Annotated in this window: 15 protein-coding genes; all 15 read right to left on the bottom strand. The window is 70.2% G+C overall.

Annotated features, from left to right (window positions below; all coding sequences use genetic code 11):
* Positions 1 to 43: 43 nt before the first annotated feature.
* The 15 genes from nuoN to V1634_RS00545 all read right to left on the bottom strand — a co-directional run bounded on the left by nuoN (position 44) and on the right by V1634_RS00545 (position 17870).
* On the bottom strand, positions 44 to 1603 hold the full coding sequence (nuoN, locus tag V1634_RS00615) for an NADH-quinone oxidoreductase subunit NuoN (RefSeq protein ID WP_331206085.1): 1560 nt from the start codon (positions 1601 to 1603) through the stop codon (positions 44 to 46).
* A gap of 34 nt (positions 1604 to 1637) precedes the next feature.
* On the bottom strand, positions 1638 to 3173 hold the full coding sequence (locus tag V1634_RS00610) for an NADH-quinone oxidoreductase subunit M (RefSeq protein ID WP_107262171.1): 1536 nt from the start codon (positions 3171 to 3173) through the stop codon (positions 1638 to 1640).
* Positions 3174 to 3255: 82 nt separating this feature from the next.
* Entirely contained in the window at positions 3256 to 5172 is a 1917-nt protein-coding gene (nuoL, locus tag V1634_RS00605; protein WP_331205745.1) for an NADH-quinone oxidoreductase subunit L, read from the bottom strand.
* 13 nt (positions 5173 to 5185) lie between these two features.
* Positions 5186 to 5503, bottom strand: a complete 318-nt coding sequence (gene nuoK, locus V1634_RS00600; RefSeq protein WP_199187664.1) for an NADH-quinone oxidoreductase subunit NuoK — start codon at positions 5501 to 5503, stop codon at positions 5186 to 5188.
* A gap of 1 nt (position 5504) precedes the next feature.
* A complete protein-coding gene (locus tag V1634_RS00595; protein WP_331205744.1) occupies positions 5505 to 6275 on the bottom strand; it encodes an NADH-quinone oxidoreductase subunit J in 771 nt (256 codons plus the stop codon).
* The gene (nuoI, locus tag V1634_RS00590) at positions 6272 to 6862 is read right to left on the bottom strand and encodes an NADH-quinone oxidoreductase subunit NuoI (protein ID WP_331205743.1); all 591 of its coding nucleotides are present in this window, start codon (positions 6860 to 6862) and stop codon (positions 6272 to 6274) included. The genes V1634_RS00595 and nuoI overlap by 4 nt, the downstream gene beginning before the upstream one ends.
* A gap of 1 nt (position 6863) precedes the next feature.
* On the bottom strand, positions 6864 to 8255 hold the full coding sequence (nuoH, locus tag V1634_RS00585; RefSeq protein WP_331206084.1) for an NADH-quinone oxidoreductase subunit NuoH: 1392 nt from the start codon (positions 8253 to 8255) through the stop codon (positions 6864 to 6866).
* 2 nt (positions 8256 to 8257) lie between these two features.
* Complete coding sequence (locus V1634_RS00580; RefSeq protein WP_331205742.1) at positions 8258 to 10753, bottom strand: NADH-quinone oxidoreductase subunit G; 2496 nt, start codon at positions 10751 to 10753, stop codon at positions 8258 to 8260.
* Between the two features lie 91 nt (positions 10754 to 10844).
* The gene (nuoF, locus tag V1634_RS00575; protein ID WP_331205741.1) at positions 10845 to 12164 is read right to left on the bottom strand and encodes an NADH-quinone oxidoreductase subunit NuoF; all 1320 of its coding nucleotides are present in this window, start codon (positions 12162 to 12164) and stop codon (positions 10845 to 10847) included.
* Positions 12161 to 13330, bottom strand: a complete 1170-nt coding sequence (nuoE, locus tag V1634_RS00570) for an NADH-quinone oxidoreductase subunit NuoE (RefSeq protein WP_331205740.1) — start codon at positions 13328 to 13330, stop codon at positions 12161 to 12163. Before nuoE ends, nuoF begins: the two co-directional genes overlap by 4 nt.
* Positions 13331 to 14665, bottom strand: a complete 1335-nt coding sequence (locus V1634_RS00565; RefSeq protein WP_331205738.1) for an NADH-quinone oxidoreductase subunit D — start codon at positions 14663 to 14665, stop codon at positions 13331 to 13333.
* Positions 14662 to 15423: an NADH-quinone oxidoreductase subunit C gene (locus tag V1634_RS00560; protein WP_331205737.1), complete on the bottom strand. Its 762-nt coding sequence runs from the start codon at positions 15421 to 15423 to the stop codon at positions 14662 to 14664. Before V1634_RS00560 ends, V1634_RS00565 begins: the two co-directional genes overlap by 4 nt.
* Positions 15420 to 16094 carry a NuoB/complex I 20 kDa subunit family protein gene (locus tag V1634_RS00555; RefSeq protein WP_107262152.1) on the bottom strand — a complete coding sequence of 225 codons (675 nt, stop codon included), beginning with the start codon at positions 16092 to 16094 and terminating at the stop codon, positions 15420 to 15422. The genes V1634_RS00560 and V1634_RS00555 overlap by 4 nt, the downstream gene beginning before the upstream one ends.
* Positions 16095 to 16107: 13 nt before the next feature.
* Positions 16108 to 16473 carry an NADH-quinone oxidoreductase subunit A gene (locus V1634_RS00550; protein ID WP_107262150.1) on the bottom strand — a complete coding sequence of 122 codons (366 nt, stop codon included), beginning with the start codon at positions 16471 to 16473 and terminating at the stop codon, positions 16108 to 16110.
* A gap of 119 nt (positions 16474 to 16592) precedes the next feature.
* Positions 16593 to 17870, bottom strand: a complete 1278-nt coding sequence (locus V1634_RS00545) for a geranylgeranyl reductase family protein (RefSeq protein WP_331205736.1) — start codon at positions 17868 to 17870, stop codon at positions 16593 to 16595.
* Positions 17871 to 17977: the final 107 nt, after the last annotated feature.

Below are 17977 nucleotides of genomic sequence, written 5' to 3'. Positions count from 1 at the left end.
GGTCGGGGGCGGTCGACCTCGGAAGGGGCGTGGGGGTCACCGGTCATCGGACGAATTCGGCGGCGCCGTTGGCGAGATCCAGCAGTGGTGCCGGCGCGACCCCCAGGACCAGCGTGGCGACGACCCCGATCATCAGGGCCGCAGCGGTCAGCCCGCCCGGCAGCGACACCGTCGGAGTCGACTCGCCCGGCTCGGAGAGCCACATCAGCACCACCACCCGCAGGTACGGGAAGGCGAGGATCATGCTGGTCAGCACGCCCGCGATCACCAGCCAGACCTGGCCGGCGTCGAGAGCCGCCCCGAAGACCGCGAACTTGCTGGTGAAACCGCTGGTCGCCGGGATACCGGCGAAGGCGAGCAGCAGGAAGGTGAAGATCCCGGCATAGAGCGGCGAGCGCCGGCCCAGCCCGGCCCACCGGGACAGGTGGGTCGCCTCGCCGTCCGAGTCCCGGACCAGCGTCACCACGCCGAACGCGGCGAGCACCGTGAAGCCGTACGCGACGAGGTAGAACATCGTGCTGGACAGTCCGTCCCTGGAGAGCACCAGGGCACCGACCAGCAGGTAGCCGGCGTTCGCCACCGAGGAGTACGCGAGCAGCCGCTTGATGTCGGTCTGGGTGACCGCGAGGACCGCCCCGACCAGCATGGTCAGTACCGCGATGACGCCGAGTACCGGGGTGAAGTCCCAACTCGCACCGGAGAACGCCACGTGCAGCACCCGGAGCAGACCGCCGAACGCGGCGACCTTGGTGCAGGCGGCCATGAAGCCGGTGATCGGGGTCGGGGCGCCCTGGTAGACGTCCGGGGTCCAGACGTGGAACGGCGCCGCCGCGATCTTGAACAGCAACCCGATGGAGAGCAGCGCGAGCCCACCGAAGAGCAGTACCTCGCTGGCGGCCGAGTCGGTGACCGCGGTCCGGATGGTGCCGAAGTCGACCCCGCCACCGGAGCCGGTGCCGCCGGCACCGACGGTGAAGCCGTAGATCAGCGCCATGCCGAAGAGGAAGAACGCCGAGGCGTACGAGCCGAGCAGGAAGTACTTCAGCGCCGCCTCCTGGCTCAGCAGCCGCCGGCGCCGGGCCAGCGCGCAGAGCAGGTAGAGCGGCAGCGAGAACGCCTCCAGCGCGATGAACATCGTCAGCAGGTCGTTCGCGGCGACGAAGAGCAGCATGCCGGAGACGGCGAAGAGGGTCAGCGGGTAGACCTCCGTCGCACCCTCGGAGTCGGCGGCCTGCCGATGGTCCTCCGGCGACCCGACCGGAATCGCGGCGTGCGCCGCGAACGCGCCGCCGCGCTGCACCGTGCGCTCGCCGATCAGCAGCAGCGCCATCCCGGCGAGCACCAGGATCGAGCCCTGGAGGAAGAGCGTCGGGCCGTCGACCGCGACCGCCGAGCCGGCGGTGACCAGCCGGTCGTGCGCGTTGAGCACCACCGCGACCAGCGCGCCGGTCACGGCCAGCAGGCCGAGGACGAGCTGGGTCAGGTGCCGGCTCTTCCGGGGTACGAACGCCTCGACCAGGATGCCGAGCACGGAGGCTCCGAACAGCACCAGGATCGGTGCCAGAGCCGCGTAGTCGATGTCCGGCAGCTTGAGATCCATTATCGGACCTTCCTTACGTACGCGACTGGCAGCCGGCTCACCGGTGTGCCTCCTGGACGGTGCCCACCGTCGGCGCCGGGTCCTGCTTGCCGAGGTCCTGCTCCATGGTGGCCTGGACGGCGGGGTTGATGACGTCGGTGACCGGCTTCGGGTAGAAGCCGAGCAGCAGCAGCAACGCGATCAGCGGGGCGACCACGACCTTCTCCCGCACCGACAGGTCCCGCCGCATCCCCTCCACCCCGGACAGCGCCGGGTTCAGCGTGCCCTGGGTGGTCCGCTGGATCATCCAGAGCACGTACGCGGCGGCCAGGATGATCCCGACGGTGGCGATGATCGCGACCGGCTTGTTCACCGTGTAGGTGCCGATCAGCACCAGGAACTCGGAGATGAACGGTGCCGTGCCGGGCAGCGCCAGCGAGGCGAGACCGGCGAAGAAGAACACCCCGGCGAGCAGCGGTACCAGCTTGCCGGCGCCACCGAAGTCGGTGATCAGCGCGGAGCCCCGCCGGGCGACCAGCATGCCGACCACCAGGAAGAGCAGGCCGGTGGCGAGGCCGTGGTTGACCATGTAGAGCACCGCGCCGGTGCCGGCCTGGGTGGTGAAGGCGAAGAGCCCGACGCCGATGAAGCCGAAGTGCGCGATCGAGGTGTAGGAGACGAGCCGCTTCAGGTCGTTCTGCCCGACCGCCAGCAGCGCCGCGTAGATGATCCCGATCAGCGCCAGCGCGATCGCGTACGGGGCGAACCACTTCGACGCCTCGGGGAAGAGCGGCAGGCAGTACCGCAGGATGCCGAAGGTGCCGACCTTGTCGAGTACCCCGACCAGCAGTGCGGCGGCTCCGGCCGGCGCGGCGCCACCGGCGTCCGGCAGCCAGGTGTGGAACGGGAAGAACGGCGCCTTGATCGCGAAGGCGAGGAAGAAGCCGAGGAAGAGCCAACGCTCGGTGCCGGTGGAGATGTCCACCTGGGTCAGCGCCTGCCAGTCGAAGGTCTTGCCGCCGACCACCCAGAGCCCGATCACCGCGGCGAGCATGAAGAGCCCGCCGACCAGCGAGTAGAGGAAGAACTTCACCGCCGCGTACTGCCGCTGGTGGCCGCCGTAGCTGCCGATCAGGAAGTACATCGGGACGAGCATGACCTCGAAGAACACGTAGAAGAGGAAGACGTCGGCGGCGGCGAAGACGCCGATCATCGTGCACTCGAGGAAGAGCAGCAGCGCGAAGTAGACCGGCACGGAGCGCTTCGACTTCTCCGCGTCGTGCCAGGAGGCGAGGATCACCAGCGGTACCAGCAGGGCGATCAGCATCAGCATGACCAGCGCGATGCCGTCGGCGGCGAAGGTGAAGTTCACCCCCCAGCGCGGGATCCACGAGTACGACTCGCGGAGCTGGAGCCGGTCGCCGCCGGCTTCGAAGGCGATCCACATGAAGACGGAGAGCACCAGCACGGCCAGCGACCAGCCGAGGGCGATCCGCTTGGCCAGCTCGCCACGGCTGGCCGGCAGGAAGACCACCACCAGCGCGCCGACCAGCGGCGCGACGGTGAGCACCGAGAGGAAGGGGAAGTCGGACATTATTCGGCCTTACCTCCGTCGTCAGTGCCCGGCCGGTCGAGGTCGCCCGGCCGGTTCGGTGCGACCGGTGCGTTGTGGTGGATCACGCGAACCACCCCAGTTGGACCGCCAGGAACGCCGCCACCACCAGTACCGCGCCGGTCATGATGGACATCGCGTACGACCGGACGTAGCCGGTCTGGAGCCGGCGCAACCGGCCCGATCCACCGCCGACCGCGGCGGCGAGCGCGTTGACCAGCCCGTCGATGCCCCGGTTGTCCAGGAAGACCAGTGCCCGGGTGAGGAAGATGCCCGGCTTCTCGAAGACCGCCTCGTTGAACGCGTCGGTGTAGAGGTTGCGCCGGGCCGCCCGGACCACCGGGCCGGCCGGCTGCTCCGCGAGCGCGGTGCCGTTGCGGAACAGCAGCCAGGCGAGGCCGGCGCCGAGCACGGTCAGGCCGAGCGAGAGCACGGTGATCACGGTGTGCGAGAGCACCGGCTCGTGGTGCTCGCCGTGCCCGAGGACCGGGGTCAGCCAGTCGGCGACCGGGGTCGCCATCAGGCCACCGGCGACCACCGAGCCGAGACCGAGCAGGATCAGCGGCACGGTCATCACCGGCGGCGACTCGTGCGGGTGCTCGATGTCCTCCGTCCAGCGCTTCGGCCCGTGGAAGGTGAGCACGAAGAGCCGGGTCATGTAGAAGGCGGTCAGCCCGGCGCCGAGCAGCGCGGCACCGCCGTAGAGCCAGGCGGTCCAGTCGTCGCGGGCGAACGCCTCGACGATGATCGGCTCCTTGGTGAAGAAGCCGGAGAACGGCCACATGCCGATGATCGCCAGCCAGCCGAGCCCGAACGTGATCCAGGTGATCTTCATGTACTTCGACAGCCCGCCGAACCGGCGGATGTCGACCTGGTCCTTCATGCCGTGCATCACCGAGCCGGCCCCGAGGAACATGTTGGCCTTGAAGAAGCCGTGCGCGAGCAGGTGGATGATGGCCAGCGCGTACGCCCCGCCGCCGAGCCCGACGCCGAGGAACATGTAGCCGATCTGGCTCACCGTCGACCAGGCCAGGACCCGCTTGATGTCGTCCTTCGCCGCACCGATGATGCAGCCCATCAGCAGGGTGAGCGCGCCGACGCTGACCACCACGGTCTGCAACGTCGGGTCGAGCGAGAAGATCGGGTTGGACCGGGCGATCAGGTAGACGCCGGCGGTCACCATCGTGGCGGCGTGGATCAGCGCGGAGACCGGGGTCGGGCCCTCCATCGCGTCCGGCAGCCAGGCCTGGAGCGGGAACTGGCCGGACTTGCCGGTCGCGCCGAGCAGCAGCAGCAGGCCGATCGCCAGCACCGTGCCACCGGCGAGCGCCCCGGCGCCGTTGAAGACGTCGACGTACTGGGTGCTGCCGAGGGTGGCGAACATGATGAAGATCGCGATCGCCAGGCCGGCGTCGCCGACCCGGTTCATCAGGAACGCCTTCTTGCCGGCGGTGGCCGCGCTCGGCCGGTCGGTCCAGAACGAGATCAGCAGGTACGACGCCAGACCGACGCCCTCCCAGCCGACGTAGAGCATCACGTAGTTGTTGCCGAGTACCAGCAGCAACATCGCCGCGACGAAGAGGTTGAAGTAGCCGAAGAACTTCCGCCGGCCGGCGTCGTGCGCCATGTAGCCGACCGCGTACACGTGGATCAGGAAGCCCACGCCGGTGATCAGCAGTACGAAGACCGCGGCCAGCGGGTCGAAGAGCAGTCCGAAGTCGACGTGCAGGTCACCGACCGCGATGAAATCCCAGAGGCTCAGTTCGACCGAGCGGTTCGCAAGGCCCCGCAGCGAGAAGAAGTAGGTCAGACCGAGCACGAAGATGGCGCCGACGCTGGCCACGCCGAGCCAGTGCCCCCACCGGTCGGCACGCCGGCCGAGCAGCAGGAGGATCGCCGCGCTGACCAGCGGGATGGCCACCAGCAGCCACACGCTGCCCAGCAACCCCGTGGCGTGGGCGTACTCCACAGAATGTTCCACTGGTGGGCCCCTCTTAGTACTTCAACAGGTTGGCGTCGTCGACGCTCGCCGAGCGTCGAGTCCGGAAGATCGTCATGATGATGGCCAGTCCGACCACGACCTCGGCGGCGGCCACCACCATGACGAAGAACGCCATGATCTGACCGTTCAGGTCGCCGTTGATCCGGCTGAACGTGACCAGCGCGAGGTTGGCCGCGTTGAGCATCAGCTCGATGCACATGAAGAGGACGATCGCGTTGCGCCGGATCAGCACCCCGACCGCGCCGACCGTGAAGAGCAGGCAGGCGAGGATGAGGTAGTGGTTCGGCGACACCGACAGGAAGTCCGACATCTTATTTCTCCGTCCCCTTCAGCGCCCTCTCCTCGGCGGAGAGTTCGCGCTGCGGCAGGATCTGCGGAACGCTCCGCTCGGTCAGCCCGCCGTCCGGCAGCCGGGCCGGGGTGGCGACCGAGGACGAGGTGGCGTACACGCCGGGGCCGGGCTTCGGTCCCGGGTAGTTGCCGGGGCGGAACCGGGCCTTCATCGTGGCGATCTGGTCCATCCGGTCCTCACGGCGCCGCTCGACGTGGGCCAGCACCATCGCGCCGACCGCCGCGGTGATCAGCAGCGCCGAGGTGACCTCGAAGGCGAAGACGTACCTGGTGAAGAGCAGCGCGGCGATGCCCTGCACGTTGCCGTTCGCGTTGGCCTGCTCCAGGCCGGCCGCGTCCGCCTGGCCGAGTGCCCGCCACATCCCGCTGGCGAGCAGCGCGCCGAAGCCGAGGCCGAGCAGGATCGCGGCGATCCGCTGGCCGCGCAACGTCTCGATCAGCGAGTCCGAGGCGTCCCGGCCGACCAGCATCAGCACGAAGAGGAAGAGCATCATGATGGCGCCGGTGTAGACGATGATCTGCACCATGCCGATGAACGGCCCTGACTGGAGCACGTAGAAGACGCCCAGGCAGAGCATGGTCAGCACCAGCCAGAGCGCGGAGTGCACCGCGTTGCGCGCCCAGACCGTGCCGATCGCGCCGATCAGGGCGACCGGGGCCAGGATCCAGAAGGTCACCTGTTCCCCGCCGGTCACCCCACCGGCGGCGGCGAGCACCGCTGATGTCGTCACGGCTGTTCTCCCGTCGTACCGGAGCCGTCGACCGTGCCGGTCTCGGACCAGGGCGCCCGCTCCGCGCCGGCCGAGGTGCCCGGGTTGGTCAGCGCGCCGACGTAGTAGTCCTTCTCGGTGTCACCGAGCCGCATCGGGTGCGGCGGCTGCTCCATCCCCGGCAGCAGCGGCGCCAGCAGCTGCTCCTTGGTGAAGATCAGGTCCTGCCGGTTGTCCCGGGCCAGCTCGTACTCGTTGCTCATGGTCAGCGAACGGGTCGGGCAGGCCTCGATGCAGAGCCCGCAGAAGATGCAGCGGGCGTAGTTGATCTGGTACGTGCTGGCGTACCGCTCACCCGGCGAGAAGCGCTGCTCCTCGGTGTTGTCGCCACCCTCGACGTAGATCGCGTCGGCCGGGCAGGCCCAGGCGCACAGCTCGCAGCCGATGCACTTCTCCAGCCCGTCCGGGTGCCGGTTGAGGATGTGCCGCCCGTGGTAGCGCGGAGCCGAGACCGGCGGCTTGAACGGGTAGTCGGTGGTGACGACCTTCTTGAACATGTGCGAGAAGGTGACCCCGAAACCCTTGAACGATCCGGTGATCGCGCCCACGTCACACCTCCTTCTCGTCGTGTCCGGCGTCGACCGGCTGTCCGGCTCCCGCCGGCTGTCCGGCTCCCACGTTCGCCGGCTCCCGCTCGGCGACCGTCCGTCTCATCCGGGGGCTCGGTGGCACCTGGAGATCCATCGGCGGCAGCGGGAAGCTGCCGGCGGGCCGCCGGTTGACCTTCTCCTGGAGGGTGCGCTGCGGCGGCCGCTTCTTGCTCGGCCAGAGGAGCGTCACCAGCAGGACGACCAGTACCGCACCGGCGATCACCGAATAGCGGGTGGAGTCGCCGAGGTCCTCCTTCTGGAGGGTGCGGATGCCGGCCAGGACCAGGATCCAGACCAGGTTGATCGGCAGCAGCACCTTCCAGCCCAGCCGCATGAACTGGTCGTAGCGGAGCCGGGGCAGCGTGCCGCGCAGCCAGATGAAGATGAAGACCAGACCGATGACCTTGCCCATGAACCAGAGCAGCGGCCACCAGCCGGAGTTCGCGCCCTCCCAGAGCGTGATCGGCCAGGGAGCCCGCCAACCGCCGAGGAAGAGCGTCGTGGTGACCGCCGACATCGTCACCATGGCGACGTACTCGCTGAGCATGAAGAGCGCGAACTTCAGCGAGCTGTACTCCGTCATGTAGCCGGCGACCAGCTCCGACTCCGCCTCGGGCAGGTCGAACGGCGCCCGGTTGGTCTCACCGACGGTGGAGATGAAGAAGATGATGAAGCTCGGCAGCAGCAGGATCGCGTACCAGCCCGGTGCGGGCAGGTCGACCACGCCGAAGAGGTTGAGCCGGGTGCCGTCGGCCTGGGCGCTGACGATGCCGCTGGTCGACATCGTGCCGGCGGTCATGAAGACCGCGACGATGGAGAGACCCATCGCCACCTCGTACGAGATCATCTGGGCGGTGGAGCGCAGCCCGCCGAGCAGCGGGTACGTCGAGCCGGAGGCCCAGCCGCCGAGCACGATGCCGTAGACGCCCATCGAGGAGCAGGCCAGCAGCACCAGTACGGCGACCGAGACGTCGGTGACCTGGAGCGGCGTCCGCTCGCCGAAGATGCTCACCATCGGGCCGAACGGCACCACCGACAGCGCGGTCACCGCGCAGATCACCGAGATGGTCGGCGCGAAGAAGTAGACGACCTTGTCGGCCGCCCGGGGCAGGATGTCCTCCTTGAAGGCCATCTTGAGGCCGTCGGCGAGGGTCTGGAGCAGACCGAACGGGCCGATCTGGTTCAGGCCGGGCCGCTGCGCCATCCGGGCCACCACCCGGCGCTCGAACCAGACACCGAGCAGCGTCGCCAGGACCGCGAAGACGAACGCCGCCACGATCTTGATCAGGACCAGCCACCAGGTGTCCTTGCCGAAGTCCTGCAAGGTCGGATCCTGGGCCAGATACACCAACTTCATCGGGTACCTCCAGCGCTGTTCAACAGCGGTCCCGGCTGGCCCGCGGCGTCGGCGGCGACCGGGGTGGCCGGGCCGGCGGAGAGCCGGACGACCGCACCGGAGGTGACACCGAGACTGCGCCGCACGCTCGCGCCGGGCGAGTTGGTCGGCAGCCAGACGACGTCGTCCGGCAGGTCGGTGATCGCCGCCGGCAGGGTCAGCGCGCCCCGGTCGGTGCCGACCGTCACCGCGTCTCCCTCGGCCACCCCCAGTGCCTCGGCGGTGGCCTTGCCGAGCCGGACCACCGGCGGCCGGGCCGTGCCACCGAGCGCCGGGTCGCCCTCGGTCAGGGTGCCGGCGTCGATCAGGTGGTGCCAGGTGGCCAGGATCGCCTCGCCCGGGCCGGGCCGGACCGGCGGGGCCGGCTCGACGGCCGGGGCGGCGGTCCGGTTGGCCTGGGTCGCCGGGAGCCCGCCCAGCTCGCGGCGGATGCTGTTCACGTCGCCGGTGCCGAGCCGCACGTCGAGCTGGGCGGCGATCGCGTCCAGCACCCGGGCGTCGGACATCGCGGCCGTGTCCAGCACCGCCTCGAAGGTGCGCAGCCGGCCCTCCCAGTCGAGGAAGCTGCCGGCCTTCTCCACCACCGGGGCGACCGGGAAGACCACGTCGGCGCGGCGGGTGACCGCGTTGTGCCGCAGCTCCAGGCTGACCAGGAACGGCACCTTCTCCAGTGCCGCGTCGGCGAGCTTCGGGTCGGCCAGGTCGGCCGGGTCGACCCCGGAGACCACCAGCGCGCCGAGCGAGCCGTCGGCGGCCGCCGCGATGATGCCGTCGGTGTCCCGGCCGGGCTGGCTCGGGATGACCCCGGCGGCCAGGTCCCAGGCGCCGGCGAGTTCGGCCCGGCCGGCCGCGTCGGTCACCGGCCGTCCACCGGGAAGCAGGTTCGGCAGGCAGCCGGCGTCGACCGCGCCGCGGTCCCCGGCCCGCCGGGGCACCCAGGCCAGCTTGGCGCCGGTACGCTCGGCCAGCTCGGCGGCGGCGGAGAGGCCACCCGGCACCGTCGCCAGCCGCTCGCCGACCAGCAGCACCGCGCCGGGCTGGCGCAGCGCCTCGGCGACCGAGGCGTTCCCGGCGAGCAGCCCGGCCTCGTCGCCGGGGGCGGCGGTCAGCACCGTCGCGCCGAGCTTGGCCAGCCCCCGGGTCACGAACGGGGCCAGCGCCAGCACCCTCAGCCCACGCTTGCTGTAGGCCTTGCGCAGCCGCAGGAAGAGGATCGGGCACTCCTCCTCCGGCTCCAGCCCGGCGATCACCACGGCCGGTGCCCGCTCGACGTCGGCGTAGGTCACCTCGGTCGTCCCGGCCACCGTGCTGGCCAGGAACTGGGCCTCCTCGGCCGAGAGCGGGCGGGCCCGGAAGTCGATGTCGTTGGTCTGCAACGCCACCCGGGCGAACTTGGCGTACGCGTACGCGTCCTCGACGGTGAGCCGGCCGCCGGTGAGCACCCCGACCCCGGAACCGGCGTCCCGGGCCGCGCGCAGCCCGTCGGCGGCGACGGCGAACGCCTCGCTCCAGGACGCCTCGCGCAGTTCACCGGTCCGGGCGTCCCGGACCATCGGCTTGGTGATCCGCTCGTTGGCGAAGGCGTACCGGAAGCCCCAGCGGCCCTTGTCGCAGTTCCACTCCTCGTTCACCGCCGGGTCATCGCCGGCCAGCCGGCGCATCACCTTGCCGCGCCGGTGGTCGGTGCGCTGGGCGCAGCCGGCCGAGCAGTGCTCGCAGACGCTCGGGGTGGAGACCAGGTCGAACGGGCGGGCCCGGAACCGGTACTGCGCGCCGGTGAGCGCGCCGACCGGGCAGATCTGCACCGTGTTCCCGGAGAAGTACGAGTTGAACGGGACGTCGCCCTCATCGCCCTCCTCGCCGCCGTAGACCTCGTCCCGGTAGACGTTGATCTCCTCGGCACTGGACCGGCCCATCAGGTCGATGAACTTGTCCCCGGCGATCTCCTCGGAGAACCGGGTGCAGCGCTGGCAGAGCACGCAGCGCTCCCGGTCCAGCAGGACCTGGGTGGAGATGTTGACCGGCTTCTCGTACTCCCGCTTGTGCTCGTGGAAGCGGGTGTCGGTGCGGCCGGTGGACATGGCCTGGTTCTGTAGTGGGCACTCGCCGCCCTTGTCGCACATCGGGCAGTCGAGCGGGTGGTTGACCAGGAGCAGCTCCATGATCCCCTCCTGCGCCTTCTTGGCGACCGGGGAGGTGAGCTGGGTGCGTACCACCATGCCGTCGGCGACGGTCTGGGTGCAGGAGGCGACCGGCTTGCGCTGCCCCTCCACCTCGACCAGGCACTGCCGGCAGGCGCCGGCCGGGGCGAGCAGCGGGTGGTCACAGAACCGGGGGATCTCGATGCCGAGCTTCTCGGCGACCCGGATCAGCAGCGCGCCCTTCGGCGCGGTCACCTCGATGCCGTCGATGGTGAGCGTGACGGTGTCCGTCTGCTTGGCCACATCTGTCATGACCGGGCCGCCTTCCATTCGCGACTGCGGGGCTCGCCTGCTGCGGCGGCGCACGCACGCCGGGCGCCGCGACGCTCACTCCTCGCGCTCATCAGTGGGCTCCTACCAGGGTCTTCTCCGACAGCTTGGGAGCCGTCCGGCCCTCGATGTAGTCGAGGTAGTCCTGCTTGAAGTACTTCAGCGAGGAGGTCACCGGGCTGGTCGCGCCGTCACCGAGGCCGCAGAAGGAGCGGCCGAGGATGTTGTCGCAGGTGTCCAGCAGGGTGGCGAGGTCCTCGTGGGTGCCCTGGCCGGCCAGGATCCGCCGGTAGGTGCGGACCATCCAGTAGTTGCCCTCCCGGCACGGCGTGCACTTTCCGCACGACTCGTGGTGGTAGAACTCCAGCCACCGGTAGGTGGCGTAGACCGGGCAGTCCTGGTCGGAGAAGATCTGGGTCGCGGTGGTGCCGAGGATCGAGCCGGCCGCCGCCACCCCCTCGAAGTCGAGCGGCACGTCGAGGTGCTCGGCGGTGAGCAGCGGGGTCGACGAGCCGCCCGGGGTCCAGAACCGCAGTTCGTGCCCGGCCTGCATGCCGCCGGCCAGCTCGATCAGCTCGCGCAGCGTGATGCCGAGCCCGGCTTCGTACTGCCCCGGGTTGTTGATCCGGCCGGAGAGGGAGTAGATCATCGGCCCGGAGGACTTCTCCGTGCCCATGCTCTTCCACCAGGCGGCCCCGCCCAGCACGATGTACGGCACGCTGGCGATGGTGCCGACGTTGTTGACCACGGTCGGGCAGGCGTAGAGGCCGTGGGTCGCCGGGAACGGCGGGCGCAGCCGGGGCTGGCCCCGGAACCCCTCCAGCGAGTCCAGCAGTGCCGTCTCCTCGCCGCAGATGTACGCCCCGGCCCCGCTGTGCACCACCAGGTCCAGGTCGAAGCCGGTGCCGAGGATGTCCTTGCCGAGGTAGCCGGCCCGGTACGCCTCCTGCACGGCGTTGCGCAGCCGCCGGGCCGCGTGCACCGCCTCACCCCGGATGTAGATGTAGGCGCGGTTGGCCCGGATCGCGTACGACGCGATGATCACGCCCTCGACCAGCGAGTGCGGGTCGTGGGTCATCAGCGGCAGGTCCTTGCAGGTGCCCGGCTCGCCCTCGTCGGCGTTGACCACCAGGTAGTGCGGCTTGCCGTCGCCCTGCGGGATGAAGCCCCACTTGAGTCCGGTCGGGAAGCCGGCACCGCCCCGGCCGCGCAGGCCGGAGTCCTTGACGAGCTGGATCAGGTCGTCCGGGTGCGCGGCGAGCGCCTTGCGCAGTGCCGCGTAGCCGTCCAGCCGCTCGTAGACGTCGAGCCGCCAGGCGTCCGGCGACAGCCAGCGCTTGGTGAGCACCGGGGTCAGCTTCTCCAGCGTCTCCCGCCGAGGCGTCGTGGTCACTTCTCAGCCTCCTCTTCGCTCGCGACTGCGGGGCTCGCAGGCTCACTCCTCGCGCTCGCAGCCTGCTCTTCGCTCGTCGCCGACTTCAGCGAGCGCTCCTGCGCGTCCGTACCGCCGTCGCCGGCCGGCTTGCCGTCGCTGGCCGGCTGGTTGGCGGCGGTCCCGGCCGCCTCGGCGGACTTCGCGTCGCCCGGTCCGGCCGGTGCGCCGTCGACCGGCGGCGTCGTCCCGGGCGCGTCCGGGACAGCGGTCTTCGCGTCCGGGTTCCGGGTCTCGGCGGTACGGATCTGTGGCGACTTGTCGTCCGGCGACTTCACGTCCGGCGCGGTGCTGCCGGTGGCGGCGGCCGGCCGGGTGGTGGCCGGGGCCGGCTTGTCACCGGTCTGGCTGCCCTTGATCGGGGTGTTCGGGTCGTAGCCGGCCACCGAGACGCCGTGCTGCTGGGCGAGCCGCAGCCCGGCCAGCGTCGGGTCGCCGGCCAGCCCGTCGGCGACCGCCTCCTCGCGCGGGTCGGCGAAGCCGGCCAGTTGCAGCGACATCTCCTTGAGGGTGCAGAGCCGGGCGCCCCGGCTGGGCTGCGGGCGGCCGCCCGCGCGCAGCTCGTTGACGACCGCGACCGCCGCGTCCGGGTCGACCTGGTCGAAGAAGTCGTAGTTGACGGTCATCACCGGGCCGTAGTCGCAGGCCGCGAGGCACTCGGCGTGCTCCAGCGTGATCTTGCCGTCCGGGGTGGTCTCGTCGTGCCCGACCCCGAGGTGCTCGGTCAGCGTGTCGTAGACCTGCTGCCCGCCGAGCACGTTGCACATGGTGTTGGTGCAGACGCTGACCAGCCAGTCGCCGGTGGGCCGGCGCTTGTACATGGTGTAGAAGGTGGCCACGGCGCCGACCTGCGCCTTGTTCAGCCCGAGGACGTCGGCGCAGAACTCCACGCCGGCCGGGGAGACGTACCCCTCCTCGGACTGCACCAGGTGCAGCAGCGGCAGCAGCGCCGAACGGGACCGGTCGGCCGGGTAGCGGGCGACGATCTCGGCCGCCCGCTCGTCGAGCTTCGCGTGCAGGTCGGCGCTGCGCGCACCACTGCCGTTCCGCTGCGTCGGCACCTCGCCCGGCCCGGTCACCAGACCGTCCAGCCGGGACGCCGCGTTGCCAAACTGAGACTGAGTCATTTAGCGATCACACCCACCCATCACCGGGTCCAGCGACGCGCCGCCCGCGATCACGTCCGCGATCAGGCCGCCCTCGGCCATCGCCGGCAGCGCCTGGAGGTTGACGAAGCTGGGCTCGCGGTAGTGCACCCGGTACGGCCGGGTGCCCCCGTCGGAGACCGCGTGCACGCCCAGCTCGCCACGGGGCGACTCGATCCCGACGTAGACCTGGCCCGGTGGCACCCGGAAGCCCTCGGTGACCAGCTTGAAGTGGTGGATCAGCGACTCCATCGACTGACCCATGATCTTGGCGACGTGCTCCAGCGAGTTGCCCATGCCGTCGACGCCGATGGCGAGCTGCGCCGGCCAGGCGATCTTCTTGTCCGCCACCATGATCGGTCCGGGGCGGAGCCGGTCGAGGGCCTGCTCGACGATCTTGAGCGACTCTCGCATCTCGGCCATCCGGACCAGGTAGCGGCCCCAGACGTCGCCGCTCTCGGTGGTCGGCACGTCGAACTCGTAGTTCTCGTAGCCGCAGTACGGCATGGTCTTGCGCAGGTCCCAGGCCAGCCCGGCCGAGCGGAGCACCGGACCGGTGACGCCCAGCGCCAGGCACCCGGTCACGTCGAGCACGGCGACGTCCTTGGTCCGCTCCAGCCAGATCGGCTGGCCGGAGAGCATGTCCTCGTATTCCTTCAGCCGCTTCGGCAGCAGCTTCAGGAACTCGCGGATCTTGACGATCGCCTCGTCCGGGACGTCCTGGGCGACCCCGCCCGGCCGGACGTACGCGTGGTTCATCCGCAGGCCGGTGATCAGCTCGAAGATCTCCAGCACGTACTCGCGCTCACGGAAGCCGTAGAGCATCACGTTGACCGCGCCCAGCTCCATCGCCGTGGTGGCGATCCAGACCAGGTGCGAGGAGATCCGGTTCAGCTCCATCATCAGCACCCGGATGGTGTTGGCCCGCTCGGTCACCTCGTCGGTGATGCCGAGCAGCTTCTCCACCGCCAGGCTGTACGCCGTCTCGTTGAACAGCGGCGAGAGGTAGTCCATCCGGGTGACGAACGTGCTGCCCTGCACCCAGTTGCGGTATTCCAGGTTCTTCTCGATCCCGGTGTGCAGGTAGCCGACCACCGCCCGGGCCTCCCGGACGGTCTCGCCCTCCAGCTCCAGGATCAGCCGGAGCACACCGTGCGTCGACGGGTGCTGCGGACCCATGTTGACGATGATCCGCTCGTCGTTGATCGGGTCGTGCCCGCTGACCACCTGGTCCCAGTCGCCACCGGTGACGGTGAAGACCCGGCCCTCGGTGGTCTCCCGGGACTCGGCGTAGCTCGGGTTCGTCGAGGTGCTCATTGGTACGTCCTCCGCTGGTCGGGCGGTGGGATCACGGCGCCCTTGTACTCGACCGGCACGCCGCCGAGCGGGTAGTCCTTGCGCTGCGGGTGGCCCTCCCAGTCGTCCGGCATCAGGATCCGGGTCATGCCGGGGTGGCCGTCGAAGACGACGCCGAACATGTCGTACGTCTCCCGCTCCTGCCAGTCCGCCGTGGGGTAGACCGAGGTGACGCTCGGCACCCGGGGTTCCTCGGCGGTCACCGCGACCTCCAGCCGGAGCTGCCGGCGGTAGGTCATCGAGGTGAGCTGGTAGACGACGTGCAGCCGGCGGGCGTCGGAGCCGAGGTAGTCGACTCCGGAGACCGAGGAGCAGAGTTCGAAGCGGAGCGCCGGCTCGTCCCGGAGCACCTGGCAGACCTCGGCGATCCGCTCGGGGCGGATGTGCAGGGTCAGCTCCCCCCGGTCGACCACGACCTTCTCGATCGCGTCGGCGAAGCCCGGGTACGCCTCCTCCAGCGCGTCGGTGACCTCGTCGAAGTAGCCGCCGTACGGCCGGGGGCTGCTCACCACCGCGACCCGCTGCCGGACCAGCCCGCCGAAGCCGGAGGTGTCGCCGCTGCCGTGGATGCCGAACATGCCGCGTCCGGCCGCCGTGGCCGGCGGGTACTCGGCGGGCGCCCCGCTGGTCGCCCCGACCGGCGGCCGGGCCACCGGCACGCCGCCGCCCGGCCGCTCGCTGGGGCTCTTCTTCGGCTCGGTGCCGTTCGGCTCGCTCACCGGTCAGCCCTCTCCACCAGGTGGTTCTGCGCCTTCATCCAGTTCTCGATCCGGAGCTGCTCCTCGCGACCCTCGGCGACCGCCCGGGTCCACTCGGCCCGCCGCGCCTTGTCGTTGCGGTAGGACGAGGGCATCGAACCGGGCGCCACCAGCGGTACGGCGCCGCGTGCCTGGCGGGCCTCCAGCATCTTGCGGCCGTTCGGGCCGAGCGGCTCGTGGCCGATCTTCTCGCGCAGCTTGAGGATCGCGTCGATCAGCATCTCCGGCCGGGGCGGGCAGCCGGGCAGGTACATGTCGACCGGTACGACGTGGTCGACGCCCTGCACGATCGCGTAGTTGTTGAACATGCCGCCGCTGCTGGCGCAGACGCCCATCGAGATCACCCAGCGGGGCTCGGCCATCTGGTCGTAGATCTGGCGCAGCACCGGGGCCATCTTCTGGCTCACCCGGCCGGCCACGATCATCAGGTCCGCCTGTCGCGGCGAGGCGCGGAACACCTCCATGCCCCACCGGCCGAGGTCGTAGTGGGAGCCACCGGCCGCCATCATCTCGATCGCGCAGCAGGCCAGGCCGAAGGTGGCGCCCCAGAACGACGACTTCCGGGACCAGTTGACCAGCTTCTCCACCGAGGTGAGCAGGATTCCGGACGGGAGCTTCTCCTCGATACCCATCTGACGACCTCCCTCAGTCCCAGTCCAGGCCGCCACGCCGCCAGACGTAGGCGTACGCGACGAAGACCGCGACGATGAACAGCACCATCTCCACGAAGCCGAACAGCCCGAGGACGTCGAAGTTGACCGCCCACGGGTACAGGAAGATGATCTCGATGTCGAAGACGATGAACAGCATCGCCGTCAGGTAGAACTTGATCGGGAGCCGACCGCCGCCGACCGGCTGCGGGCTCGGCTCGATGCCGCACTCGTACGCCTCGAGCTTGGCTTTGTTGTAGCGCCGGGGGCCGGCGAAGCGCGCCGCGGCGACGGAGAACAGCGCGAACCCCGCGGCGAGGGCGAACAGCCCGATGATGGGTACGTACGGCGAGAGCGACATCGTTTTCCCCTGCTCGTCCTTCCCGGCCCTCGGTCAATTTCCAAATTCACACTATTCACAGTCGTCCGGGCGACGCTGCCCGGGGTGCCACTGGTGCCCCTGCCGGGGCCGGCGGCGGCTCACACGGCCGGAGCCACCTTCGTCATCGCGTTGATGACCCGGTCCATCGCGTCCCCGCCGCGCGGATCGGTCAGGTTCGCCAGCAGCTTGAGCACGAACCGCATCAGGGTCGGATGCGGCATGCCGTGCTTGGTGGCGATCCGCATCACATGCGGATTGCCGATCATCTTCACGAAGATGTTGCCGAGCCGGTAGTAACCGCCGTACCGGGCCTTCAGTTCGGCGGGGTAGCCGGCCAGCGCGCGCTCCCGCTCGGCTCCCGCCGGGCGGGCCAGTGCCTGCACCACGATCTCGGCGGCGAGTTCACCGGACTCCATCGCGTACGCGATGCCCTCGCCGTTGAAGGGGTTGACCATGCCGCCGGAGTCGCCGACCAGCAGCACTCCGCGGGTGTAGTGCGGCACCCGGTTGAAGCCCATCGGCAGGGCGGCGCCGAGGATCGGCCCGTCCGCGTTGGTCTCGTCGGTCATGCCCCACTCGGCCGGGGTGCCGGCGAGCCAGTCGACCAGCAGCCGGCGGTAGTTGGTCTTGCCGAACGCCGCCGACGAGTTCAGCGCACCCAGCCCGACGTTGACCCGGCCGTCCCCCATGCCGAAGATCCAGCCGTACCCGGGCAGCAGCTTGTCGGGGTGTTCCTTGCTGCGCAGTTCCAGCCACGACTCCAGGTAGTTGTCGTCGTGCTTGGCCGGCGAGCGGTAGTAGCGGCGGACGGCGACGCCGATCGGCCGGTCCTCCCGCTTGTTGAGGCCGAGCGCCAGCGGGAGCCGCCCGGAGACGCCGTCGGCGGCGATCACCAGCGGGGCCCGGAACGTCGCCGGGGCCTTGTCCGGGCCACTCTCGGCCGTGACGCCGACCACCCGGCCGGCGTCGTCGAGCACCGGGCCGGTCACGTTCATTCCGGTACGCAGCTGCGCGCCGGCCTCGACGGCACGCCTGGCCAGCAGGTCGTCGAAGTCGAGCCGGGTCCGGACCAGACCGTAGTTGGGGAAGCTGGCCAGCTCGGGCCAGTCGAGTTCGAGCCGGACGCCGCCGCCGATGACCCGCAGCCCCCGGTTGTGCAGCCAGCCCGCCTCGGGTGAGGTGTCGATGCCGAGCTTGACGAGCTGCTTGACGGCCCGGGGGGTGAGCCCGTCGCCGCAGACCTTCTCCCGGGGGAACTCGGTCTTCTCCAGCAGCAGCACGCGTACGCCGTGTCGGGCCAGGTGATAGGCGGTCGTCGATCCACCTGGACCGGCGCCGACGACGATGACGTCCGCGTCGTTGTCGACGGTGGTCATCCGCGCCTCCCCTCCCGATCGCTCGTGAAATGCTTCACAAGCCTCGTCAGGGGAGGAGTCTAGAGCCGCGAAGCGGCCGGCAACCGGTTAGGTGAACCTAAGTTGTC

This window comes from Plantactinospora veratri (genome assembly GCF_036421995.1).
In the GTDB taxonomy this organism is placed as follows: Bacteria; Actinomycetota; Actinomycetes; order Mycobacteriales; family Micromonosporaceae; genus Plantactinospora; species Plantactinospora veratri.
Note: the sequence above shows the minus strand (reverse complement) of the source record. Positions and strands in the feature narration are given on the sequence as shown.

Excerpts from the sequence above, each read along its gene's own strand:
- V1634_RS00545 (WP_331205736.1), bottom strand. The coding sequence starts at position 17,870 with ATGACCACCGTCGACAACGACGCGGACGTCATCGTCGTCGGCGCCGGT.
- V1634_RS00580 (WP_331205742.1), bottom strand. The coding sequence starts at position 10,753 with ATGACAGATGTGGCCAAGCAGACGGACACCGTCACGCTCACCATCGAC.
- nuoK (WP_199187664.1), bottom strand. The coding sequence starts at position 5,503 with ATGTCGGACTTCCTGTCGGTGTCGCCGAACCACTACCTCATCCTCGCC.
- V1634_RS00565 (WP_331205738.1), bottom strand. The coding sequence starts at position 14,665 with ATGAGCACCTCGACGAACCCGAGCTACGCCGAGTCCCGGGAGACCACC.
- V1634_RS00555 (WP_107262152.1), bottom strand. The coding sequence starts at position 16,094 with ATGGGTATCGAGGAGAAGCTCCCGTCCGGAATCCTGCTCACCTCGGTG.
- V1634_RS00610 (WP_107262171.1), bottom strand. The coding sequence starts at position 3,173 with ATGTCCGACTTCCCCTTCCTCTCGGTGCTCACCGTCGCGCCGCTGGTC.
- nuoE (WP_331205740.1), bottom strand. The coding sequence starts at position 13,330 with ATGACTCAGTCTCAGTTTGGCAACGCGGCGTCCCGGCTGGACGGTCTG.
- V1634_RS00550 (WP_107262150.1), bottom strand. The coding sequence starts at position 16,473 with ATGTCGCTCTCGCCGTACGTACCCATCATCGGGCTGTTCGCCCTCGCC.